We start from the raw sequence: 22,710 nt of genomic DNA, 5'->3' as shown, positions 1-22,710 counted from the left end.
TTACTCAAGGAAAAAGCATGGCACATAAAATAAAAGCGTTGGCGATCACGATCGGCGCAGCATTAGCGTTAACTTCTTTTGCATCCCAGGCTGAGATTACGCTACTGAAACAAGATCCACAGGCGGGCGATCCGTTAAGTCGCCTTAACTTCACCGTCGGCGGCAGTATTCGTCCGCAGTTCAACATGATGACCGGCGATGGCGATAAAGGTTCCTACAAACGTAACGGTTTCGACGGCGGCACCCGTTTCCGCTTCGCCGCTGATTACTATCTGTTTGATGATATTAGCTGGATCAGCTACTACGAACTGGGCGTGAACATTCCGGCGCTGTTTGACTGGGATAACCACTATGCGGAAGGCGCGAATAACACCTCTCGCCGTATGCTGTATACCGGTCTGAAGAGCGATACCTGGGGTACACTGACCTACGGTCAGCAAAACAGTATTTACTATGATGTGGTTGGTGTGAAAACCGATATCTGGGACTACGATATGATCGGCCAGGCCCCGGGTAACGGTATTAACGGCGACTACGATGGTTCTTATCGTTCACGCAGTATGCTGAAATATAAGAAAACCGTTGGCGATGTTGATCTGTACGCCTCTTATCTGTTCGCAGACAATGAATACCTGCCGGGCAACGGCCTGCGCTACAAGCGTAAAGGCGGTGGTTCAATCGGTGCGGATTACCACATCATGAAGGATCTGACCTGGGGTACCGCGTGGAACTACACCCGTGCCGAAATGCGCGATCCGTCAAGCTCTGACAGCAAAACCTATGACCAGAATATCGTCGGTACCGCGCTGAGCTGGACTCCGGATAACTGGACCTTCTCCTTCGGCGGCGGCTGGTATCAGAACTTCCTGACTACCAAGAAAACCGATGTTTACAACTATTTTGCTGGCGATGCCTGGGGTATTGAATACTTCGCGGGCTATAAATTCCCGATCAACCAGTACGCAGTCAAATCTATTCAGCCGTACTTTATGGGCGACCGCCTGCAGTACGTGAATGGCCGCAACTACCAGCGTATCGATAACGGTCTGGGTATTAGCTTCCAGCTGGATTATGGCTTCCGTGTTGACTACGAACACGTATTCACTTCCAGCACCGATAACCTGGGTGATATGAACCTGGTACGTCTGCGTTACGACTTCTAAGGAACTTCCCCGGCTTGCGCTGCGCTTAGCCGGGTTACTTATCTGCAATTTGAGTAGCTCGGGTAAGGCGATAGCCGCTACCCGGAACGCCGTCTGGTTGGGGACACTACTTTGCCAGCCAGGCGGCGACTTCCTGCCAGTTGCCGCGAAAGATAATCTTCTCGGCTTTTTTCCCCAACTGATAGCGATACATCGGGTCGTAGTATTCATTTAATAGCGGCACCAGCCAGGCGAAATGCGCCTCGGTACTGGCGGTACGCTGCTGCTGCGCCAGCGCCTCGTCGAGCAGGCTGGTCAACTGCGCAAAACGCTGTAGCCCCAGACGGCGGCGGATAGCAAACAACCCATGATGCAGATATTCGCCGTACTCCTGCCAGCCTTTCTCCTCACCGTAAGCGGCGATAAAATCGTGATACATGCGATCGAAGTACTCTTCACGCAGTCGTTCGAGACGTACTTCAAATGGATCTTCCACCACCGCCAGCGGCGACTGCGCCATGCGGATGCGCATGCACTCCGGCAAGTGGTTGGCGCCGATCATATGGCCTTCATCTTCCAGCACCCAGCGCGCCTGCTGTTCGGCTTTTTTGATCAAGGAGACCGCCAGATGGTTTTCGAAAGTCGCCTGCGGGTGCTGCTGTTGCAGCGTGCGGCCAAATGAAGAGCCGCGATGGTGGGCGTGGCCTTCGAGATCGATACCGTCGGGGCGCGAGCAGACCAACTGGGTTTTACCGTTGCCGGTACAGCCGCCAATCAGCACGATAGGGCGCTGTACCAGCTCTTCGGTGGCCTGAATCGCCGCCTGGCGTAAGGCTTTATAACCGCCGACAATCAGCGGGTAGTCGATGCCCGCCTCGCGCAACCACTGCTGCGCGATATGCGAGCGCTGGCCGCCGCGAGCGCAACACAGGTAGCCCTGCGGATGACGGGCGCAGGCCGCCATCCACGCCTTGAGGCGGCTGGCGCGAAGCTCGCCATCAACCAGCTTATGGCCGAGAGCGAGTGCCGCCTCCGGCCCCTGACGTTTATAACAGGTGCCGACGGCGGCGCGTTCATCGTCGTTCATCAGCGGCAGGTTAACCGCCGCGGGCATCGCGCTTTGGTTGAATTCCACCGGCGCGCGGACGTCGATAAGCGGCGTATCCGCGCTGAGGATGGCGCGATAATGTGTCCCATTTTCCATGGGTCGTCCTTTTGAGTTAAAACCGGATGTGCTTATTGCGAGGAGGGGATTCTACGCGCCGAAGGGCGTGCCGGGGAAGGGGGGAGATCAATTCTCCGGCACGAATGGTTTAATTGAGCTGCGATTGCGCCCAGAAAATACCGCTGGCGTATTCGGCTGGCAGCAACGGCTTCAGCGCTTCCAGGGTCGCGCTCAGACGGTCGGTATCGCTGTCGGTTAGATTCAGGTGTCCGACTTTACGCCCCGGACGAACCTCTTTGTCGTACCAGTGCAGATGTACTAGCGGCAGCTTCAGCCAATCGTAGTTCAGATCGCTGCCGATCAGGTTGATCATCACCGAAGGGCTGTTGACCACCGGCGGCGGCAGTGGCAGGCCGGTAATGGCGCGCAGATGCAGTTCAAACTGGCTGATGGAAGCGCCGTTCTGCGTCCAGTGGCCGCTGTTGTGGACGCGTGGTGCCAGCTCGTTGATCAGTAGTCCTTCGGCGGTAACAAAGCACTCCATCGCCATCACGCCGACGTAGTTCAGCTCGCCCATGATGGCCGACAGCATACTTTCCGCCTGCTCCTGTTGGCGCACATTGGCCTGCGGGAAGGCGACGCTGGCGCGCAGAATGCCGTCCTGGTGCAGGTTGCGGGTCAGCGGATAAAACACCGTACTGCCGTCGCGCCCGCGAGCGCCGACCAGCGACACTTCGCCGGAGAAGTTAATCCCCTGCTCGACGATACACTCACCGTAATTATCGTCTGGCAGTTGTGCGGTTTCGTTTTCACGTAAACGCCACTGGCCGCGGCCGTCATAACCACCGACGCGGCGCTTGACGATCGCCAGCTCGCCCAGACGGGCAAACACGGCTGGCCATTCGCTTTTATCCGCCAGCAATTGCCAGGGCGCGGTGGCGAGGCCAAGCTTGTCGAACAGCTGTTTCTGTGTCAGGCGGTCGGCGATAATCGGAAAGACATCACGGTTGACGAACGCCGGATGGCGGGCCAGTTCGCGGGTCAGAGCGGTTTCCGGCCAGCGCTCGATTTCAGCGGTGATCACGCTTTGCTGGAACGGTACCGCCTCCGGGTCAGCTTCCAGCCCGACCGGCCACACGGCGATGCCCAGTGGCTCGCCAGCTTGACGCAACATGCGACCTAACTGTCCGTTGCCGAGGACGCAAACCTGCTTCATGCCTCACCCCGCGGGTCCGGGTTATCCAGCACCTCATCGGTTTGCGCCTGGCGCCAGGCGCTCAGGCGCTGGTGCAGTTCGGCATCATGCTGCGCGAGAATTTGCGCGGCGAGCAGAGCGGCGTTAGCGGCACCGGCTTTGCCGATGGCCAGCGTGCCGACCGGGATCCCGCGCGGCATCTGGACAATAGAATAGAGGCTGTCAACGCCGCTTAATGCCGCGCTCTGTACCGGCACGCCGAGCACCGGCACCAGGGTTTTCGCTGCAATCATGCCCGGCAGATGCGCCGCGCCGCCCGCACCGGCGATAATCACCTGATAACCATTGCTTTCAGCACCTTCGGCGAAGCTAAACAGTTTATCGGGAGTACGGTGGGCAGAGACCACTTCAACATGGTGCGGAACGTTCAGGGTATCGAGGATTTCTGCGGCGAACTGCATGGTAGCCCAGTCGCTTTTGGACCCCATCACGATGGCGATACGCGCCGGATTATTGCGGGAAGACATGCGTCTGAAAACTCCTGTGGGTGTGCTTCACACTGCTTTAGAGGCCACAGAGAATAGCACGATATCTCGGCAAGGAAAACGGTTGCGTCGGCGGAAAACGCCGGAAGTTGTCGGCGAAATTAAAACGGGAAGTGGATGAGTTCGACGTCGTCTTCGCTGACTTTGACCATCGAGCCTTCGCGGTGCCAGGCGCCGAGGACAACGCGCCATGCGGGCTGACCGTTCGCCTGCAGTTCGTGGACGGCGGGGCGATGGGTATGGCCGTGAATCAGCCACTGAACCTGATGTCTTTCCATGGCGTCAACGACCGCCTGCGGGTTCACATCCATGATGTCCATTGATTTGCTGCTGTTAGCGGCTTTGCTATCGGCGCGCATTTTAGCGGCGATGCGGCGGCGAATAAACAGCGGCAGCGCGAGGAACAAACGTTGGATCCACGGGGTATGGACCTTGGCGCGAAACGCCAGATAGCCTGCGTCATCGGTACACAGTGTGTCGCCGTGCATAATCAATACGTCACGGCCATACAGATCCAGCAATACTTCTTCGGCAAGCAGGGTCATGCCGCTCTGGCGGGCAAAACGCTGGCCGACAAGAAAATCACGGTTGCCGTGGATGAAGTAACAGGGGATGCCGCTGTCGACGACGGCTTTGATAGCTGCGGCGATTTGCTGATGTAGCGGGTTCGGATCGTCATCGCCGATCCAGGCTTCAAACAGGTCGCCGAGGATATACAGCGCATCCGCCTCGCGGGCGCTGCCAGCTAAAAAACGCAGAAAACCGGCGGTGATCGCCGGTTCTTCTGTTTGCAGATGTAGGTCCGCAATAAAAAGTGTCGCCACGAATTATTCGCTGACGGTGACGCTTTTGATCACCACATCTTCTTTCGGCACGTCCTGGTGCATGCCGCTGCGGCCGGTGGCAACCGCTTTGATTTTGTCAACTACGTCCATGCCTTCAACGACTTCGGCAAATACGCAGTAACCCCAACCCTGCAGGCTCTCGCCAGAGAAGTTCAGGAAGTCGTTATCGGCCACGTTGATGAAGAACTGGGCGGTAGCGGAGTGCGGCGCCTGAGTACGGGCCATGGCCAGCGTACCGCGGGTGTTTTTCAGGCCGTTGTTCGCTTCGTTCTGAATCGGAGATTTGGTTTCTTTCTGATTCATGCCCGGCTCGAAACCGCCGCCTTGAATCATGAAGCCGTTGATAACACGGTGGAAAATGGTGTTGTCGTAGAAACCTTCGCGGCAGTAGTCCAGGAAGTTTTTAACTGTTTCCGGCGCTTTGTCGTCAAACGTTTTGATTACGATATCGCCATGATTGGTGTGGAAAGTAACCATTTTTGCATCCTGTTCCGATGATTGTAGTGCTGAACCCAAGGTTGGGTATGACATAGGTGGCTGTTATAGCATAACCTCGGGGGTCGATGCACCTTGCAATGTGTGCTGCTTCCGGTTTGAATTAGGGTTAGAATAAGCGACTTATATCCACACACGTCTACACGGAATCTTCGATGTTAAAAATTTTTAATACACTGACGCGCCAAAAAGAAGAATTTAAACCTATTCATGCCGGGGAAGTTGGCATGTACGTGTGTGGTATTACCGTTTACGATCTCTGTCATATCGGTCATGGCCGTACCTTCGTCTCTTTTGATGTCGTGGCTCGTTACCTGCGTTTCCTCGGCTATAAGCTGAAGTATGTGCGCAACATTACCGATATCGACGATAAAATCATTAAGCGCGCTAATGAGAATGGCGAAAGCTTTGTCGCGCTGGTCGATCGCATGATCGCCGAAATGCACAAAGATTTTGACGCTCTGAACATTCTGCGTCCGGATAACGAACCGCGCGCCACCCACCATATCGCCGAGATTATCGACATTACCGAGCAGCTGATCGCTCGCGGTCACGCCTATGTCGCGGATAACGGCGACGTCATGTTCGACGTCCCGACCGATCCGAACTACGGTTTGCTGTCGCGCCAGGATCTCGACCAACTGCAGGCGGGCGCACGTGTCGATGTGGTTGACGTGAAGCGCAACCCGATGGACTTCGTTCTGTGGAAGATGTCGAAAGCGGGCGAGCCGAGCTGGCCGTCGCCGTGGGGCGAAGGTCGTCCGGGTTGGCACATTGAGTGCTCGGCGATGAACTGCAAACAACTGGGCAACCATTTCGATATCCACGGCGGCGGTTCGGATTTGATGTTCCCGCACCACGAAAACGAAATCGCGCAGTCTACTTGCGCCCATGATGGCGAATACGTCAACTACTGGATGCACTCCGGCATGGTGATGGTCGATCGCGAGAAAATGTCAAAATCGTTGGGCAACTTCTTCACCGTTCGCGATGTGCTGAAGTACTACGACGCCGAGACGATTCGCTACTTCCTGATGTCCGGTCACTATCGCAGTCAGCTGAACTACAGCGAAGAGAACCTCAAGCAGGCGCGTTCGGCGCTGGAACGTCTGTATACCGCGCTGCGCGGCACCGACGCATCCGCACAGCCCGCAGGCGGCGAAGCCTTTGAAGCGCGCTTTATCGAGGCGATGGACGATGATTTCAACACCCCGGAGGCTTACTCGGTGCTGTTTGATATGGCGCGTGAGGTCAACCGCCTGAAGGGTGAAGATACGGCGGTGGCGAATGCGATGGCGGCTCACTTGCGCAAGCTCTCCTCGGTGTTGGGTCTGCTGGAGCAGGAGCCAGATGTCTTCCTGCAGAGCGGTGCTCAGGCCGATGATGGCGAGGTAGCGGAAATTGAATCGCTGATCCAACAGCGTCTGGACGCGCGTAAAGCGAAGGACTGGGCGGCGGCGGATGCGGCGCGCGATCGTCTTAACGAAATGGGTATCGTACTGGAAGATGGCCCGCAGGGTACTACCTGGCGCCGTAAGTAAGCGTAATACAGCCGATGCCTTTTCCGCCGTCGGTGATGGCGGAAAAGGTGCCAGAGAAGATTATGCGGTAACGGTAATGCTTTGACCTTCAAAGGTTACCGTCTGACCCGCGACAATCTTGCAGCGTTTGCGGGTTTCAACGGCGCCATCGACTTTCACCAGCCCTTCAGCGATGACAATCTTCGCCTGCGCGCCGCTTTCGCTCCAGCCTTCCAGCTTCAGCAGGTCGCACAGTTCAACATGCGGGTGTTTGCCCAGAGAAAAAGTCGCCATCTTAGGCCTCCTGAATGTCGTGATATTCTTCGCACGCCTGTAGCGTGTTCTGAATGAGGGTGGCCACGGTCATTGGGCCAACGCCGCCCGGGACGGGAGTGATGTAGGAGGCGCGTTCCGCCGCGTCTTCAAAGACCACATCGCCGACCACTTTGCCGCTTTCCAGACGGTTAATGCCGACGTCCACGACGATCGCGCCTTCTTTGATCCACTCGCCCGGAATAAAGCCCGGTTTACCAACCGCGACGATCAGCAGGTCGGCATTTTCGACATGGTGACGCAGGTTTTTGGTGAAGCGGTGGGTGACGGTGGTGGTGCAGCCCGCCAACAGCAGCTCCATGCTCATCGGGCGGCCAACGATGTTGGACGCGCCAATCACAACCGCATTAAGGCCATAGGTATCAATGTTGTAGCGTTCAAGCAGCGTGACAATACCGCGCGGAGTACATGGGCGCAGGCGCGGAGCGCGCTGGCACAGGCGACCGACATTATAGGGATGGAAGCCATCGACGTCTTTGTCCGGCGCGATGCGTTCAAGAACTTTGACATTATCGATGCCGGCAGGCAGTGGAAGCTGCACCAGAATACCGTCGATGGCGCTATCGGCGTTCAGGGTGTCGATAAGTTCCAGCAGCTCTGCCTCGCTGGTGGTTTCCGGGAGATCGTAGGAGCGGGAGACGAAGCCGACCTCTTCGCATGCCTTGCGTTTGCTGCCGACATAAATCTGCGACGCAGGGTTGCTGCCAACTAACACGACGGCGAGCCCAGGAGCGCGTTTTCCGGCCGCAACGCGAGCCTTCACTTTTTCCGCGACCTCAGAGCGCACCTGCTGCGCAATCGTTTTACCGTCAATAATTTTTGCTGCCATCAGAGAGAGGATTCCATCTGTAACTTTACGAAAGGGGGATAGTGATATTTTGTCAGAAGCCAGCCTCGCTGTCAGTCATCGTTTACGTTTTTATCTGTTTTCAGCGCTGGAGGCGGGGGAGAGGTGGCAATTTTTAGGGATCAGGGCGGAGCGTACGGTAGAGCAAGGGAGAACGATGCGAACAATCCTTAACCAGACATCGCGTTAATATTCGACAAGCTCGCTATGCTGCTGTCTTTTCCCGGCAAAATGAATTGACTCATTGAAGCTTGACCGTATAATTTCACGCGATTGCACCCCTCGAAGCTCCCGCTTCTCAGTGCGCCCTTAGCTCAGCTGGATAGAGCAACGGCCTTCTAAGCCGTAGGTCACAGGTTCGAATCCTGTAGGGCGTACCATTTAAAATCAACCAGTTACGTTAATTTTAATCCAGCCTGATTTTCCCCTGGTGTCGTATTTGTGTCGTTATTGCCAAAATGGCGTCAATTTTCCGCGCGTGTTCCGTGAAATGATCGCCGGATACCGTGTTTACGCCGCCATCCGGCATTGCTTTTCGGCAGCGAAAATAGTACGGTCTCACGAGGAGAACTCTTCGTGGACGGTAATAAATAATGCCAATAATTCAGTCTGTTGAACGTGCTTTACAGATCCTCGGCCTGTTTAATGAGCAGGCGACGGAGCTCAAAATCACCGAAATCAGCAAACAGATGGGATTGAGCAAAAGCACCCTCCACTCGCTTCTGAAAACCCTTCAGCTTCATGGCTACATCGATCAGAATCCGGAAAACGGCAAATACCGTCTGGGAATGAAACTGGTTGAGCGTGGGCACTTTGTGGTTGGCACCATGGATATTCGCCAGAAAGCAAAAAGCTGGCTAACGACCCTTTCTCAGGAAACCGGACAAACCACCCATCTGGGGATTCTGGATGGTAACGAAGGCGTCTATATCGAAAAAATCGAAGGTAAGCAGGCGGCTATCGCCTATTCACGTATCGGTCGCCGTTTGCCCGTGCACGCCACCGCCATCGGTAAGGTGCTGCTTGCCTGGCTTAGCGAGGAAGAGTGTGCCGCCGTACTGGAGGGATATGTGTACCAGGGTTTTACGCCGTCAACGCTTACCAGCCGCGCCTCGCTGCTTGCCGCTTTGCAAGAAACCCGCAACAGCGGCTACGCCATGGATAATGAAGAAAACGAGCCGGGCGTGCGCTGCATCGCGGTTCCGGTCTGGAATCATGAGTCGCGAGTCATCGCGGCGCTAAGCCTCTCAACGCTGACATCACGCGTCAACGACGACAGTCTGGCAACCTATCGCCAGATGCTGATCGACGCCGGGATGGGGTTATCGAAAACGCTGGGCTACCGCGAGCGCTAGCCCAGCCGACAGTTAACTTTCTGGCTGATAAGAGAACGAGGCAAAATCAGCGTAGCAGCCGTCGCCGCTGATATCCTCGCAGTGCAGCCCCACAAACGCGCCGGTAAAGAAACCTCTACCACCGATGTAGTCATCGGAGAGTTTCCACGCCTCGAACGTCAGCGGGATGGTCTGCCAGTTCTCACCATCGAATGAATAGCTATAGCGGTACGCCAGTGCATCCACCTCCACCCGCAGCCAGACATTTTCCACTTCATCCGGTACCGGAATCGGGTGGTCATAAAGATGCCAGTGCGCCACGTTGTGATCGAGCTGAATAATCTTCAGCGTTCGCCCGCGATCTTCTTCCCGGTCCATAAAACAGTAGGTCCAGTTTTTGCTGTTGTAATAACAGGTTAGCCCGGCGCTCTGTTGGAAATGACGTGGTGAAAAGGCCATCTGCGTTTCCGCGCGGAAACGGAAATGTTGCCAGCGGCGAGCCACGGTAGATTGAGTAAAGGTGGAATTCAGCGAATCATTGCCGTACAGGCGCAAAAACCCCGGCCGTGCGGTGAGCGAACCGAGCGTTTCATCAAACGGAATACGCAGCGTTTGCAGCTCCGGGTCGAGCCTGTCGCTGTCGAAATCGGTGCGCCATGCCCCCGAGCCTGAAGCCGCCTGCTCCGTCATCCGTGGCCCCGGCACCGTGAGCGCCGCGTGTTTGCCGCCTTCTACATAAGGCCAGCCATCACGCCATTCAATGCGGGTGATGCCCGTCTCACGGCCGAGCGGGCAGTATCCGCGTCCACCGGCAGCTAATCGCGGGATACCCGGAAGATGCAGTGGGCGGCTGGTCAGATACGCCATATACCATTCACCGGTATGGGTTTCGAGTAGAGAGCCGTGGCCGCTCTTTTGCAGCGGATTCTCCGGCAAATGCCAGCTGGTCATCATGGTGACGTCAGGATGCAGCTCATACGGCCCGGCCAGCGTTTTAGCGCGTAGCACCACCACCGCATGCTCATAGCTGGTTCCACCTTCCGCCACCAGCAGATAGTAGTAACCCTCGCGGCGATAAATATGCGCCCCTTCGGTGTAGCCCAACGGCGTGCCGGTAAAGAGCGTAGTCCGTTCTGGCGATAGCGTCTGCGTATCGGCGAAAAATTCCTGCATCACAATAGTGTTATGCGGGTTGCTGTGGTGACGCGGCCCCCACGGGCGATAGATATAGTATTTCCGCCCGTCGGTATCGTGGAACAGCGAAGGGTCAAAGCCGCCGTTGCCCATCGGGATCGGGGCGCTCCACGGCCCCTCTATAGACGGCGCGGTGACCAGGAAATTACGGCCATTTTTCCACGGCGAATCGACAATTTTTACGTCAGTATAAAGCAGCCAGAATTTGCCATCAGCGTAACTCAGACAAGGTGCCCAGATGCCGCCGGAATCCGGGTTGCCTTTCATATCCAGCAGCGCCACGCTGTTGAGCGGCGTACTGACCAGCGACCAGTTTTTCAGATCGCGGGAGTGATATATACGCACACCAGGGAACCACTCAAAGGTCGAGGTGGCGATGTAATAGTCTTCCCCTACGCGACACAGCGATGGATCCGGGTTGAAACCGGTCAAAATGGGGTTTTCAATCTGGTACATAGTGCTCTCCTCAGTTCACCGCCGCAGCGGTATCGGTAGGGGGTATTTCAGGCTGTGCGGTACGCTGACGTTGCAGCTGCTGGCTGATTTCTTCCACGCGTTTGCTGCTCAGTTTGTAGAATGACAGCAGCGTAAACATACCGACATAGAGCACGACAGGAACGATACAGAAGAGAATTTTGATGGTGGTCAGTACGTTATCAGGCTGCACGGCATTGCCTGCGGAGTAGCTGGAGAATGCGAGGATCCAACCCACCAGCGCGCCACCAATCGCCAGGCCCATTTTTAGGCTAAAGAGATACGTCGAGAAGACCAGGCCATCGAGGCGCCGTCCACTGCGGCTCTCTTCGTAATCCACCACATCGGACGCCATCAACCATTGCAACGGCGTCGTGGTATTAAAGACGAACAGGAACAGAATATTCAGCGCGAAGATCGCTACGATACTGTCCGACGGTACAAAGAAAATACTCAGGCTAATTAGTGAATAAATACCGATAATCCATTTAAACGAGGTCACACGGTCGAAGCGCCCGAGCAGGCGAGACGAACAGAGCGATCCAAACATGGTTGCCAGGCTGCCGTAGAGCAGAAATTGCGTGGCCAGCTCCGGGTGATCCATGACGTATTTCACGAAATAGAGTGTTGCGCCACCACGTACTACGTTAGAACCGGTCGCCATCATTTTAAAGGCGCACATGATGCGCCACTGGCTGTTGCCCATTAATAGCTTGAGGTCCTGCTTAACAGAAGTTCCCGGTTGAACATCAAAGGTATAACGTTCTTTGGTCGTGAAGAAGCAGACAAATAGCAACACCACGCCGCAAATGCCCAACACGCACATTGCGCCGAAATAACCGAGTTGTTCATTACCTTTACCAATAATATTAACCAGCGGTAAGGCAATACCGCTAATCGCTAATGAACCGGCGGCAGCGAGGAAAAAGCGCCACGACTGTAACGCATGACGCTCTTTCGGGTCAGCGGTAATCACGCCAGGCATGGCGCAGTATGGAACGTTGACGAAGGTATAGACTAAGGTCAGTAAAATATAGGTAATGGACGCATAGATAATTTTCCCGTTAACCGATAAGTCTGGCGTATAGAACGTTAATATGCAGATGATGCCAAATGGAATCGCCCCCCACAGCAGATATGGGCGGAACTGGCCGTAGCGGGTGCGGGTACGGTCTACCACCAGCCCCATCAACGGATCGGTTACCGCATCCAGCACGCGTGAAATCAGGAATAGCGTACCCATGACGCCCGCTGACAGGCCAAAGACATCCGTATAGAAGTACGCCAGCAAAAACATGGTGGCCTGCCAGACAAAACCGCAGGCGGTATCACCCAGCCCGTAGCCGATTTTATCTTTCATGGTTAACTGCATTTTTACCTCCAGGTCATATGAGAGGAATTCATTCCGAATGGCCGGGACCTACAAAATAAAATGCCTGCTTGTGCATTTGTGAGGAATACACCCTTTATTCGTATGCTTATTAGATAATTATTGCGAGATAGATTGTAAGAAGGGATGGTATGCAGCAACAATTACCATTTTTAATTTATTGATTATGTATTTTAACTTCTGTGATAACGATTCACTTTGCCTGGAAATAGAAACAACGAAACCTCCCGGGAAGGATGATATATTTTTATAAATACGTTTTTGGCCGCCAAATATATTTATTTAGCGGCCTGTTAAATAGAATCTAATGAATTAAAGGCCCAAAGCTTTTTTACCGGCGTTAATCACTTCGATAATTTTATCCGTATCATAAATACAACCTTTCCAGGTACCGCCACTGACCGCCTGCAACGCCGCCCACAAGCGTGTATCATCCGGCAAGTAGTCATGTGCTTTCAGGCCTGGATGAAGCTTGCGTTCCGCCAGCACGACAGCGCCTTCTTCCGGCGTTATACGCCCCTCCGGACTACCGATAAAGTTCACGCTACCTTTAAGGGACAGGCGATCGACGACTATCTCAATAATATCGCCATCGCGCAGCTTGCCAATCGGCCCACCTGCCAGCGCTTCTGGCGCAACGTGCCCTAAACATGCACCGGTAGAAACGCCCGAGAAACGCGCATCCGTAATCAGCGACACGGTTTTCCCCCACGAAATATGTTTAAGCGCAGACGTGAGCTGGTAAGTTTCTTCCATCCCGGTGCCCGATGGACCGCCGCCGATGATCACCATGATATCGCCTTGCTGGATTTGTCCCTGTTTGATGGCTTTGATCGCCGCCTCTTCCGATACAAAGACGCGAGCCGCGCCCGTATGGCGATACACACCGTCCTCATCGACAACGGAAGGATCGATCGCCGTGGCCTTGATCACTGAACCTTCTGGCGCGATGTTACCTACCGGGAAGGCCACCGTTGACGTCATCCCTTTCGCTTTTGCGCCTTCCGGCGACAGAATCACCTCATCAGGCTCCACGCCGTCCTGTTCACGCAGACACTGACGGAACTTCGTGCGACGCTCGGAGTGCTCCCACCAGTCAAGGTTTTCACCGAGCGTCTGCCCGGTCACCGTCAACACATCTTCATGCAGTAACCCGAGTTGACGCAGATGTAGCATTACCTCCGGCACGCCGCCCGCAAGGAACGCACGTACCGTCGGATGATAATCCGGCCCGTTGGGCAGCACGCTCACCAGCCGTGGTACTTTGCGGTTAATAGCGCTCCATTGCGCCACATCCGGCAGGCGACACTTCGCCGCATGGGCGATGGCCGGAATATGCAGCAGTAGGTTCGTTGATCCGCCAAAGGCCGCATGCACCACCATCGCATTCTCAATCGCTTTATCGGTCAGAATATCGCGTGCAGTCATTCCCTTTTCATCCAGTGCCATCACCGCGCGTGCCGACTGACGGGCTATTTCCAGCCACACGTCCTGGCCCGACGGCGCCAGCGCCGAATGCGGCAATGCCAGGCCTAATGCTTCCGCTACCACCTGCGAAGTGCCCGCAGTGCCAAGGAACTGGCAGCCGCCGCCGGGCGATGCGCAGGCGCGACAGCCCAGCTCAGATGCCTCTTTCAAACTCAGCTCATGATTAGCGTAGCGCGCGCCGATGGTCTGAACCTTTCCAGCATCTTCACCAAAAGTCGGTGGCAATGTCGCCCCACCCGGCACGAGGATCACCGGCAGATCGTGCATCGACGCCAGGGCGATCATCGTCGCAGGGAGACCTTTATCGCAGGTTGCCACGCCAATTACCGCGCGCCGCGTTGGCAGCGAACGGATCAAACGGCGAAAAACGATCGCTGCATCGTTACGGTAGGGGAGTGAATCGAACATCCCATGCGTACCCTGCGAGCGCCCGTCACACGGATCGCTGACAAATGCCGCAAACGGAATGCCGCTCAGGCGCGTAATCTCTTTCGCTGCCGCCGACATTTGCAGGCCAATTTCCCAGTGCCCGGTGTGATAGCCCAGTGCGATCGGGCGGCCATCCGAGTGGCGAATACCACCCTGAGTGCCAATCAGCAATACTTCACGCCCGGTAAGCTTGTTGGCGTCCCAGCCCATTCCTGCGTTTTGCGTCATGCCGAACAGATTGCCACTCGGCGACTCCAGTAGCATCTGCGGCGTCAGCGGCAACGCGCCCTGTGGCCCTGCTGCATGGGTTTTCACCGCATAAAACAGTTCATCCTGCGGTGTAAAAATGGTGTTGATAGACATCTTTTCGCTCTCCCGCTCAGCAGAGTTCAAGGCGTTTCAGCAGCGCTTTTAACTGCTGGCGATGCGCATCATCCAGCACGCCCGCGGGCGGCATTGTCCAGGTTGACATATCACGTCCGCACAGCACCATCGCCTCTTTAATCACATTCACAAACGGGGTGTCCAGTTGATAAATCTGCGGCACCTGTACCAGCTTTTGGTGAATTTTCGCCGCAGTGCCGAGATCCCCCTCAAGGAATGCGCGATGCAGATTCACCGACAGCTGCGGGGCAAAGTTTACGCTTGCTGAAATCGCGCCATCACCGCCCAGCATGAGAGTGTTGAACAGATGGTCGTCATAGCCACACAGCACGCTGAAGTACGGATGCTCCGCTTTCACGATGTTAACCATGCTGCGGATGTGGGCGATGGAGTCTATGGTATCTTTAATGCCGACGATGTTTTTACGTGACGCCGCCAGACGTTTCACTATGGCTGGCGTGAGATCCTGCCCGGTCAGAGCAGGGAAGTTATACAGGATTATCGGCAGCGTGACGCTATCCGCCACCTGCTGGTAGTAATTCACCAGGTTCTCTTCCGACACTTTCCAGTAGTAGGGGTTGATAACCACGATCCCATCTGCGCCACACTCTTGTGCATGCTGGCTAAGAGCAATCGTTTCGCGCGCGTTGGTGCCGCCAGTACCAATGAGCACCGGTACACGCTTATTAACATGTGACGTCACAAACTGCGCAACCGCCTTGCGTTCATCCACCGAAAGCTGGGAAAACTCACCGCCACTGCCGAGGAAGAAAAGCCCATCCACACCCGCGGTAATAAGATCGTCAATCAATACGCCGGTGCTTTTCGCATCAAGTTGCCCATTTGGCGTGAACAACGTCGACACCGGAGGAATGATGCCTGAGAACTGCACTGCTGGTTGCATGGAGACCCCTTAATTTTTATTTTGTTCTATATTATAGAACTGTGTTCTTATTAATGGATTTACTGTAATCCAGGGCAGTCGTAGAGGTAAATCAGAGAGAGGGAAAGGTTGTGCGTTTTTTAGGTTTGCTCACAAAATGGGAGCAACGTAATGTAACGGGGATGTAGCGGTTCACCAAAAGCACAATGCTAATCGGCGATGATCAAATAGTGGGCATTAACAATGGCGAAAGGTCATAAACCCTGGTGTTGATCGGCCGTTATCCCCAACCTATGAATGGTATCGAGAGCCAGATTGAGTGGCATAAAAAATCCGGAAACGGGTGAGCATTTCCGGATGCTTATACTACCACTGGAGCGGTCAAGGGATCTTTAACTGACCGGCCTTAGACAATCCGCCAGCGACTTATTTGGTCGTATAACCACCATTGACCAGAATTGTCTGCCCGGTCATCCACCAGCCGTCGCTAACCAAAAAACGAATCCACGGGACAATGTCCTGAATATCCGTCAGGCCTGTTTTGCTAAAGGGGGACAAGGCTGCGGCTGTCTTATGGTAAGCCACCGCATCAGCCCCTTCGGCGGGATAAAAGAAAGGCGTATCCATGGGGCCAGGTCCGATAGCCGTGACCGAAATTCCACGTTCTCCCAACTCCTTAGAGGCTGCGCGCGTGAAGTGTTCTACCGGCGCCTTCATACCGGCATATGCCGAATAAAACGGCGTATACGCGCCGAGGAGAGAGGTGACTAGCGTACAGATTTTTCCATTGTCTTTAACATGCTTACCGGCTTCTTTCAGAAAGAAGAAGGCCGTTTTTGCATTCACGGCGCTCATGTCATCAAATTCCGTCTCGGTGATCTCCGCCATCGGCTTCTTGAGCACTTTACCTACGGTATTGATGGCAATATCTGGCGCTCCCACTGCAGCAACGACATCAGAAAAAAGTTTTTCCATGGCGGCAACGGAAGTGAGATCGGCCTGGAGCGCTACGGCCTCAGCGCCAACGGACTTGATCGCGGCGACAGTGGCTTCCGCTTCTGCACGTGTCGCGTCACTGTTGTAATGGACTGCGATAGCTCGCGCGCCTTGCTGAGCGAAATCTCGGGCTATGAGCCCACCCAGATTCTTTGCCCCGCCAGCGATAAGAATGGTTTTACCTTTGATAGCGTGATCGACCATGGTTTGGCTCCTGTTTCGGTTATTGTCCGGGCAAGCCCCGTTAATAACAGCTTAATAAATGCCCGTAATGTATAAAGAGGCTAATTCTGCATACACTATTCAGGGTTATCGAATAATGAGGCGATATGGATACGATTGATCTTTTTCGGATATTTATCCGGGTGGCGGAAAACGGTAGCTTTATTCGCACGGCAGAGACGATGAATCGCCCGGCCTCAACGATTTCTGCTGCGATAAGGGAACTGGAAGCGCGTCTGGAAACCCGCCTGTTACACCGCACCACGCGGAGTGTTTCCTTAACTTCCGACGGAAGCGCGTTGTATGCGCGCTGTCTGCTGGTGGTACAGGACGTGGAAGAGACTGAAAATCTTTTCCGCCAGACCAGCGGGCAGGTGACGGGGAAAATTAAAGTTGACGTACCTGGGCGGGTTGGAGGACATATCGTTGTGCCCGCGCTACCCGACTTTTTTGCCCGCCAGCCGTCAATTCAGGTGGATCTTGGCGTCACCGATCGCAGCGTGAATCTCCCGGAGGAAGGCATTGATTGCGCTGTCCGCGTGGGTGTATTAAATGATTCAGGGATGGTGGCGCGTAGAGTGGGTTACCTGAAGTTGATTAACGTGGTCTCTCCTGGCTATATCTCTTCTTTTGGCACGCCTGTGAGCCCGGAAAAACTCGATAACCACGTTGTTGTCGGGTACGTCTCGCCGACGACCGGGCGTAAGGAACGTTGGGAATGGGAGCAAGCCGGGGAGACGTTGACGACGGATGTGAATAGCTACCTGACCGTCAATAGCGCGGACGCGTATATTGCCGCCTGCGTGTCAGGGATGGGAATGATTCAGATCCCTGAATACGATGTGCGTGAATTATTGGATGCGGGAATTCTCCTTGAGGTGATGCCCGCATTCCTACCACGTTTGCTTCCTGTGAGTATTTTGTATCCCAGCCGACGGCATCAGTCACGCCCGCTTCAGCTGTTTATCGCCTGGCTTGAGCCGCTGTTGCGGGAAAAAATGCGGCTCGCCACGATCGGTTAGTCTAAGCATTATGCCAGTCTAAAAGAAGACGGCGCTATTGATATGAGAACGTGATGCTTGCCAACGCATTGGCGCGACCGGGCGTGAGCGCGCCCGTACGAATGTATTGCGCCTGGAAGGGGAGCAACAGGGTTTGCGCGGCCGTGGTGGTTTGAATGAAGAACTGGTTCGTCGTGCCGGATGCAGAGCTATCCGGCCCCATCAGCAGCGGCCCGCTGCCGTTATAAAAGAACTGTACCCCAACTCCGGATGCGGTGGAGTCGCCGGTTAGCGAGACCACTGCTGTCGTGTTCGACGGCGTTGTCTGATCGGTCATCACCGCATTAACGGAGACTTGCTCATCGCAAGTCAGGCCGACGTTGAATGTACCCGATGGCGATACGCTGCCGATGTTGGGCAGGGTACGGACATCAATGGTCCCGAGATTAACGTTGGCGCTTTTGGTGTCGACGGTACAACCGCTGGCCGTAACCGTAATCGTGGTGGGATTAATGATAACCTGGGCTGTTTTGGTCTCGTTATTATAGGCGGTGAGGATCGCGGCATTGAGCGTCGAGGTCTGGTAGACACCGGATTTTAGCGCGGTTCCTGTTTTAATAAATGTCACCTTCGCCGACCAACCCAGATCGTAGGCAAGCCCGCTTGTGCCATCGGCCGGGTAGCTTTGCGTGATACCGGTTTGCAGCGGCACCCACGTCGTACCATTAAAATCCTTGAGGCCGATGATATAGCCGATGCCAGGGACGCCGGTTTCAAAGACATTATAATTAACGCCGTCAACATTTACCGTAATGCCTGCCGAAATCGCGCTGCCGCTTGGCTCCAGGGTGCCTTTGGAGCAAGTGAATATTAATCCGCACCAGAATACCTGCTGGACGCTGGCGGTGGCGCTCCAGGTTGAACCAATGATATTTCCGGGTACAACGGAATCAGCAGGGCCGGTATAAGTCATCGGTTGGGGAGAGAGGGTGATATCCGATTTCCAGTCCAGCGCCATGGCATTTGAACTGAGGCATAACCAGCCGATAAGTAGAAAAAAACGCATTATTGATACTCCGTAGTCCAGGTCGCGGTGGCCGAAACGTCTCCGGGATTAACCGCATCGCCGTTAGCCGCCAGACGGGCATAAAATGTCATTCCCACACTTTCATCCCCGGCGTTACCGTAGGCTGCCGTTTGGCTTTCCAGCGGAATGAGTTGACTATCCTTATCCAGAATTTGTACGGCAACGCCGGTGGCCCCGCCTTCTGCGACTTTAATTAATTGGGGATCTCCGGCATCAGGCGTACCGCTGAAGCGTATTTTTACGCCGCTAAACGTAGGGCCGCACTCTTCGAGTTTGAGCGTAAAGGCCGTTTTGATATTGCTGACCGCGCCTGCGCGGCTAAATTGCTTTACTCCAATGGTGCCTAACGGCACGGTCTGCTCTTTGGCGTCGGCGGAAACCACGCAGGTATTGCCGATGAGATTCCCGGTGACGGAGACCAGCACGTCATAACCATATCCAGGTGAAGAGATCGCAAGGAGTAGCGCTATCGCGGCGCGAGGCCGATTTACTGACATACCACCTCCTGTGAGTAAAGCCCGGTACGGGGAGCGTAATCCTGTTGTGTTAATTGATAATTGATGGTGCATTTTTGGTGGTTGTCTTGCCCCCAGACTGCGCTAAGCGACCCCTGTAGCGGCAAACCAGAAAGGTACAGACTCCCGCCGTCGCCAACGATACCGCTGGTTTTGTTATCACTCAGGGATACCACCGTACCGAACGGCAGTACTTCCTGGTTATGGCGAATCACCAACAGCGCTTTTGCGCCCTGACGAGTTACGATGTTTGCGCGAACCAGCGCGCCATCGGTCGGCGTTTTGTTGACGATGGCATTCTCCAGTTCAACATCATCGCTGGCGGTAGTGACATCCATCGCCACCTGATTGACGCGGTAGGGGGTGGCATAGGGGATGACGGCGTATCCCCGGCTGTCTGTTTTTATACCTTTATGATTGAGAACGGCGACATTGCTGGCGCCCGGAGCTTTGATCAAAATATTGGTATTGCCCAGCGGTTGACTCAACGTCAGGCCATCTTCATGCAGTACCGCGCCGCCGCTGATGCCGTAGTTCAGATTGCGGGAATCTTTGCTGTAGCTGTAGCCCAGGTTGTAATCGCCCCACTGGCCTTCATATTGCAATGCGGCATCCGCGCCGTACTGCTGTTGCGAACGGTAGCGCTGGTTAACGCTATAAAACAGATTCTCCTTTCCTGGCATATATCCGCTGATACCTGCGCTGTTGGTCGTTCCCGTCGACCTGGCCTGGGTACTGGCCAAACGTACCCGCGAGGCTAATTGCGGGTTGCCAAATGGGATGGATAGCGACATGGCCAGCACGTTATCCTGCTGGTTGCCAAATAGCATGGCGCTGCGCTGGAAACTGACGCCGAGGGAAAACTGGCGAAACGTTGAATTCCATGCGAACTGCATGCTCTGTGTTTTATTTGCCGTGCGCCAATAGGTTTGTTGATCCCACGACAAGGAAAGCGCGCCGTATGCTCCCAGCGGCTGCGATAACAAGAGCTGGTTTTTGGCTTTGCGCGACATATGCAGGTTATAGACATTCTCGTAGCTGGTGGTAATGGTGCCGTCGGCTTCCACCACCTGTTTGCGCGAGCCGCCAGCCATGTTCTGCCAGGTAGTATCGCTAAGGGTATAGAAACCTTCTGTTGAATAGCGTAGCGAGTAGAAGTTAAACCGTGTTCCGAGATTGTTCATCAGCTTGCTGTAGCGCAGCCGGACTGAATCGCCGCGATAGCGCTGGTCATCCGCCAGCAGGCTACGCGCATGAGTCATATCGATAGAGTAGGCGCCCAGATAACCAAGATTTTGCCCGGCGCCAACGGCCAGCGCGTTGTAATGGGCGGAATATTGCACGCCGCCGTAAAAAGTCAGTCCGAATTCCCAGCCGAAAAATAACTCGCCCTGAACGAACGTGGGGGCGTCCTGATTGCCGACAGGGCGGAATTTCCCGGCGCTGAAAGCATACTTAGTCTGCCCGCTACGCACGAGATTCGGCACGCTGGCGAAGGGCACGGTGTATTGCGTGGTGCTGCCATCGCTTTCCTGGATTGTCACCGCCAGATCGCCGCCAGACGCCGTGGGGTAGAGATCCTTCAGAACAAATGCGCCCGCCGGGACGCTGGTCTGGTAAATGATGTTGCCATTTTGGCGGACGGTCACGGTCGCATTACTGCGCGCGATGCCGCGAACCTCCGGCGCATAGCCGCTGAGACTTGCTGGCAACATATTGTCGTCGGTTTTTAGCGCGATGCCTCGCAGGCCGACGGAATCAAACACCTGCGCAGAGGTATAGGTCTCTCCGGCGTATGCCTGAGCGCGCAGCGCAGGGATATCGCGTTGCGCCCAGCTTTGGACGTGGGTGAACGTATTGCTCTGTTTCGTCCACGTCGTGAAGTCGCGTAACCGCCATGCGCCCAGGTTTACACCGCTGTTCAGGCTGACAAACAGCTGCCGATCGTGGGTATGAGTGGTTCCCTGATAGCGGTTCTCGGCGCCGTTGACGACATAATTAAGCCACGCTGCAGGAATGCCGTACTCCCAACTTTCCGGGCTGACGTAGCCGCGCGGTAAATTGAGCATATCGCTTTGCGGCAGGCTGAAGTTAAGGGTCAGCGTTTTTTGATCGAAATCGAAACGGGCGCCAGGAAAACGACGATTTAAAAAATAGCAGGCCTGAGTTTCTACCTGCGCTTCCTCTTTCGCCTGACGGTCGTTGATACCTAAAGCCACGATCTGTTGAGGCGTGATGCAGGGCATCGCGCCATCTTGTGAACGGTGCTGATCGAGGCTGAATTTCACATTGCCGGTGAAAGCATACTGACTATTGATATAGACATGAATATTGTATTCACCCGGCGGCAGGGCGCTTCCTGCATTCACCCATGAGAGGTCGGCATTATTCCCGCTTTCACCATTGAGGAACGCGGGGTTAAAATGCAAATCGCTCTCAGTGGCGGCAGTTTGCCGTACTGCATAGAAAATCAGCAGGGCACAAATGAATTTTGCTTTCACACGGTCTTACCTTATTTATTTTCGGCTCAACGGCAAACCGTTGACGGGAGTCCAGGCGCCATAATCGTTAATGGTTTGATAACTAAAGTTGTTCGCCTGTCTGAAAGACTCCTCAAGCGCGAGACTTGTTTTTGGCGGGATCATCACCGGTTGAACAGACTTGCCATCAACTTTTACGTTGATCGTGGTGAGGTAATAGGGCGTCGGATTATTGAGCGTCACTTTGCCGGCGGAATAACTGCCCGTGATTTTTTTCCATGCCTCTGCCGTATCGTCTTTAATCGCTTGCGGCCGATAAAATATTTTTATGCGGTTCGCTGAAGCAAATTGCAGCGAATTACTGGCGCTATTTTTTAATTGCTGTGGAATGGCCTTTACCGTTATCCAGTACAGCGTTTCACGATCCTGCGGCAGTGATTTGCCGTTAAACATGACCTTGACCATGCTTTCTGTTGCCGGTTTTAAAACGTAAAGCGGAGGGGTAATGACGAAATCATTCGTCCGATCGCCTTTCTCATTCTCGATCCACGACTGAATAAGAAAGGAGGATTCCGGGTGCGTATTTCTGACTTGCAGCATGGCTTGCGTTGTCGCACTGGAGTAAATCAGGCGCGTGGCGCCCAGTCCAACGCCCCCCGCGTACGCCGCCGATGAGCACAGTGAGGCAGCAAGACCAATCCATGTTAATGAGCGCATAGTGGCTCTCCTTTAATAGCTTTTTCAGG

20 protein-coding genes and 1 tRNA gene are annotated in these 22,710 nt (G+C 54.7%); 5 read left to right on the top strand and 16 right to left on the bottom strand.

All coding sequences use genetic code 11. The features are described 5' to 3' along the window. The first annotated feature begins 17 nt into the window (after positions 1 to 17). The gene (locus PYR66_17520; GenBank protein ID WEF27083.1) at positions 18 to 1,163 is read left to right on the top strand and encodes a porin; all 1,146 of its coding nucleotides are present in this window, start codon (positions 18 to 20) and stop codon (positions 1,161 to 1,163) included. Between the two features lie 106 nt (positions 1,164 to 1,269). Here PYR66_17520 and mnmH read toward each other — a convergent pair whose 3' ends face one another. From mnmH to ppiB, 5 genes are all read right to left on the bottom strand, one after another. Further along, the gene (gene mnmH / locus PYR66_17515; GenBank protein WEF27082.1) at positions 1,270 to 2,346 is read right to left on the bottom strand and encodes a tRNA 2-selenouridine(34) synthase MnmH; all 1,077 of its coding nucleotides are present in this window, start codon (positions 2,344 to 2,346) and stop codon (positions 1,270 to 1,272) included. A 109-nt stretch (positions 2,347 to 2,455) separates the two neighbouring features. Continuing rightward, complete coding sequence (gene purK / locus PYR66_17510; protein ID WEF27081.1) at positions 2,456 to 3,523, bottom strand: 5-(carboxyamino)imidazole ribonucleotide synthase; 1,068 nt, start codon at positions 3,521 to 3,523, stop codon at positions 2,456 to 2,458. Continuing rightward, positions 3,520 to 4,029, bottom strand: a complete 510-nt coding sequence (gene purE, locus PYR66_17505; protein ID WEF27080.1) for a 5-(carboxyamino)imidazole ribonucleotide mutase — start codon at positions 4,027 to 4,029, stop codon at positions 3,520 to 3,522. Before purE ends, purK begins: the two co-directional genes overlap by 4 nt. Positions 4,030 to 4,148: 119 nt before the next feature. Next, a complete protein-coding gene (gene lpxH / locus PYR66_17500) occupies positions 4,149 to 4,871 on the bottom strand; it encodes a UDP-2,3-diacylglucosamine diphosphatase (GenBank protein ID WEF27079.1) in 723 nt (240 codons plus the stop codon). A gap of 3 nt (positions 4,872 to 4,874) precedes the next feature. Then, positions 4,875 to 5,369: a peptidylprolyl isomerase B gene (ppiB, locus tag PYR66_17495; protein WEF27078.1), complete on the bottom strand. Its 495-nt coding sequence runs from the start codon at positions 5,367 to 5,369 to the stop codon at positions 4,875 to 4,877. Between the two features lie 173 nt (positions 5,370 to 5,542). On the opposite strand from ppiB, the gene cysS reads away from it, so the two are divergent. Beyond that, on the top strand, positions 5,543 to 6,928 hold the full coding sequence (cysS, locus tag PYR66_17490) for a cysteine--tRNA ligase (protein WEF27077.1): 1,386 nt from the start codon (positions 5,543 to 5,545) through the stop codon (positions 6,926 to 6,928). Between the two features lie 60 nt (positions 6,929 to 6,988). On the opposite strand, the gene ybcJ is transcribed toward cysS, so the two are convergent. Both ybcJ and folD read right to left on the bottom strand, forming a co-directional pair. Beyond that, a complete protein-coding gene (gene ybcJ / locus PYR66_17485; protein WEF27076.1) occupies positions 6,989 to 7,201 on the bottom strand; it encodes a ribosome-associated protein YbcJ in 213 nt (70 codons plus the stop codon). Between the two features lies 1 nt (position 7,202). Further along, a complete protein-coding gene (gene folD, locus PYR66_17480) occupies positions 7,203 to 8,069 on the bottom strand; it encodes a bifunctional methylenetetrahydrofolate dehydrogenase/methenyltetrahydrofolate cyclohydrolase FolD (GenBank protein WEF27075.1) in 867 nt (288 codons plus the stop codon). 321 nt (positions 8,070 to 8,390) lie between these two features. On the opposite strand from folD, the gene PYR66_17475 reads away from it, so the two are divergent. Together PYR66_17475 and PYR66_17470 are read left to right on the top strand one after the other, a co-directional pair. Continuing rightward, positions 8,391 to 8,467, top strand: a tRNA-Arg gene (locus PYR66_17475). A 213-nt stretch (positions 8,468 to 8,680) separates the two neighbouring features. Continuing rightward, on the top strand, positions 8,681 to 9,442 hold the full coding sequence (locus PYR66_17470; GenBank protein ID WEF27074.1) for an IclR family transcriptional regulator: 762 nt from the start codon (positions 8,681 to 8,683) through the stop codon (positions 9,440 to 9,442). 12 nt (positions 9,443 to 9,454) lie between these two features. On the opposite strand, the gene PYR66_17465 is transcribed toward PYR66_17470, so the two are convergent. The 5 genes from PYR66_17465 to PYR66_17445 all read right to left on the bottom strand — a co-directional run bounded on the left by PYR66_17465 (position 9,455) and on the right by PYR66_17445 (position 16,863). Next, positions 9,455 to 11,071 carry a glycoside hydrolase family 43 protein gene (locus tag PYR66_17465; protein WEF27073.1) on the bottom strand — a complete coding sequence of 539 codons (1,617 nt, stop codon included), beginning with the start codon at positions 11,069 to 11,071 and terminating at the stop codon, positions 9,455 to 9,457. A 10-nt stretch (positions 11,072 to 11,081) separates the two neighbouring features. Then, positions 11,082 to 12,461: a glycoside-pentoside-hexuronide (GPH):cation symporter gene (locus tag PYR66_17460; GenBank protein WEF27072.1), complete on the bottom strand. Its 1,380-nt coding sequence runs from the start codon at positions 12,459 to 12,461 to the stop codon at positions 11,082 to 11,084. A gap of 330 nt (positions 12,462 to 12,791) precedes the next feature. Further along, the gene (locus PYR66_17455; protein ID WEF27071.1) at positions 12,792 to 14,759 is read right to left on the bottom strand and encodes a YjhG/YagF family D-xylonate dehydratase; all 1,968 of its coding nucleotides are present in this window, start codon (positions 14,757 to 14,759) and stop codon (positions 12,792 to 12,794) included. A gap of 16 nt (positions 14,760 to 14,775) precedes the next feature. Beyond that, positions 14,776 to 15,684, bottom strand: a complete 909-nt coding sequence (locus PYR66_17450) for a dihydrodipicolinate synthase family protein (protein WEF27070.1) — start codon at positions 15,682 to 15,684, stop codon at positions 14,776 to 14,778. Between the two features lie 405 nt (positions 15,685 to 16,089). After that, positions 16,090 to 16,863, bottom strand: coding sequence for an SDR family oxidoreductase (locus tag PYR66_17445; GenBank protein WEF27069.1), 774 nt, complete (start codon positions 16,861 to 16,863; stop codon positions 16,090 to 16,092). Positions 16,864 to 16,988: 125 nt separating this feature from the next. On the opposite strand from PYR66_17445, the gene PYR66_17440 reads away from it, so the two are divergent. Beyond that, positions 16,989 to 17,903, top strand: coding sequence for a LysR family transcriptional regulator (locus PYR66_17440; protein ID WEF27068.1), 915 nt, complete (start codon positions 16,989 to 16,991; stop codon positions 17,901 to 17,903). 34 nt (positions 17,904 to 17,937) lie between these two features. On the opposite strand, the gene PYR66_17435 is transcribed toward PYR66_17440, so the two are convergent. The 4 genes from PYR66_17435 to PYR66_17420 are packed head-to-tail and all read right to left on the bottom strand — an operon-like array spanning position 17,938 to position 22,681. Next, positions 17,938 to 18,948, bottom strand: coding sequence for a fimbrial protein (locus PYR66_17435; protein WEF27067.1), 1,011 nt, complete (start codon positions 18,946 to 18,948; stop codon positions 17,938 to 17,940). Then, positions 18,948 to 19,466: a fimbrial protein gene (locus PYR66_17430; GenBank protein WEF27066.1), complete on the bottom strand. Its 519-nt coding sequence runs from the start codon at positions 19,464 to 19,466 to the stop codon at positions 18,948 to 18,950. Before PYR66_17430 ends, PYR66_17435 begins: the two co-directional genes overlap by 1 nt. Further along, on the bottom strand, positions 19,457 to 21,985 hold the full coding sequence (locus PYR66_17425) for a fimbrial biogenesis outer membrane usher protein (GenBank protein WEF27065.1): 2,529 nt from the start codon (positions 21,983 to 21,985) through the stop codon (positions 19,457 to 19,459). Before PYR66_17425 ends, PYR66_17430 begins: the two co-directional genes overlap by 10 nt. Before the next feature lie 15 nt (positions 21,986 to 22,000). Next, positions 22,001 to 22,681 carry a molecular chaperone gene (locus tag PYR66_17420; protein WEF27064.1) on the bottom strand — a complete coding sequence of 227 codons (681 nt, stop codon included), beginning with the start codon at positions 22,679 to 22,681 and terminating at the stop codon, positions 22,001 to 22,003. Between the last annotated feature and the right edge of the window lie 29 nt (positions 22,682 to 22,710).

Origin of the sequence: Klebsiella aerogenes, assembly GCA_029027985.1 — a bacterium.
GTDB classification, from domain to species: Bacteria; Pseudomonadota; Gammaproteobacteria; order Enterobacterales; family Enterobacteriaceae; genus Klebsiella; species Klebsiella aerogenes_A.
The sequence above is the reverse complement of the archived record's forward strand: the minus strand, read 5'-3'. Positions and strand labels throughout refer to the sequence as shown.

What these genes read in the sequence shown, in the direction of transcription:
- PYR66_17520 (WEF27083.1), top strand. Translation starts at nt 18, where the DNA reads ATGGCACATAAAATAAAAGCGTTGGCGATCACGATCGGCGCAGCATTA.
- mnmH (WEF27082.1), bottom strand. Translation starts at nt 2,346, where the DNA reads ATGGAAAATGGGACACATTATCGCGCCATCCTCAGCGCGGATACGCCG.
- purK (WEF27081.1), bottom strand. Translation starts at nt 3,523, where the DNA reads ATGAAGCAGGTTTGCGTCCTCGGCAACGGACAGTTAGGTCGCATGTTG.
- purE (WEF27080.1), bottom strand. Translation starts at nt 4,029, where the DNA reads ATGTCTTCCCGCAATAATCCGGCGCGTATCGCCATCGTGATGGGGTCC.
- ppiB (WEF27078.1), bottom strand. Translation starts at nt 5,369, where the DNA reads ATGGTTACTTTCCACACCAATCATGGCGATATCGTAATCAAAACGTTT.
- cysS (WEF27077.1), top strand. Translation starts at nt 5,543, where the DNA reads ATGTTAAAAATTTTTAATACACTGACGCGCCAAAAAGAAGAATTTAAA.
- ybcJ (WEF27076.1), bottom strand. Translation starts at nt 7,201, where the DNA reads ATGGCGACTTTTTCTCTGGGCAAACACCCGCATGTTGAACTGTGCGAC.
- folD (WEF27075.1), bottom strand. Translation starts at nt 8,069, where the DNA reads ATGGCAGCAAAAATTATTGACGGTAAAACGATTGCGCAGCAGGTGCGC.
- PYR66_17470 (WEF27074.1), top strand. Translation starts at nt 8,681, where the DNA reads ATGCCAATAATTCAGTCTGTTGAACGTGCTTTACAGATCCTCGGCCTG.
- PYR66_17465 (WEF27073.1), bottom strand. Translation starts at nt 11,071, where the DNA reads ATGTACCAGATTGAAAACCCCATTTTGACCGGTTTCAACCCGGATCCA.
- PYR66_17460 (WEF27072.1), bottom strand. Translation starts at nt 12,461, where the DNA reads ATGCAGTTAACCATGAAAGATAAAATCGGCTACGGGCTGGGTGATACC.
- PYR66_17455 (WEF27071.1), bottom strand. Translation starts at nt 14,759, where the DNA reads ATGTCTATCAACACCATTTTTACACCGCAGGATGAACTGTTTTATGCG.
- PYR66_17450 (WEF27070.1), bottom strand. Translation starts at nt 15,684, where the DNA reads ATGCAACCAGCAGTGCAGTTCTCAGGCATCATTCCTCCGGTGTCGACG.
- PYR66_17445 (WEF27069.1), bottom strand. Translation starts at nt 16,863, where the DNA reads ATGGTCGATCACGCTATCAAAGGTAAAACCATTCTTATCGCTGGCGGG.
- PYR66_17440 (WEF27068.1), top strand. Translation starts at nt 16,989, where the DNA reads ATGGATACGATTGATCTTTTTCGGATATTTATCCGGGTGGCGGAAAAC.
- PYR66_17435 (WEF27067.1), bottom strand. Translation starts at nt 18,948, where the DNA reads ATGCGTTTTTTTCTACTTATCGGCTGGTTATGCCTCAGTTCAAATGCC.
- PYR66_17430 (WEF27066.1), bottom strand. Translation starts at nt 19,466, where the DNA reads ATGTCAGTAAATCGGCCTCGCGCCGCGATAGCGCTACTCCTTGCGATC.
- PYR66_17420 (WEF27064.1), bottom strand. Translation starts at nt 22,681, where the DNA reads ATGCGCTCATTAACATGGATTGGTCTTGCTGCCTCACTGTGCTCATCG.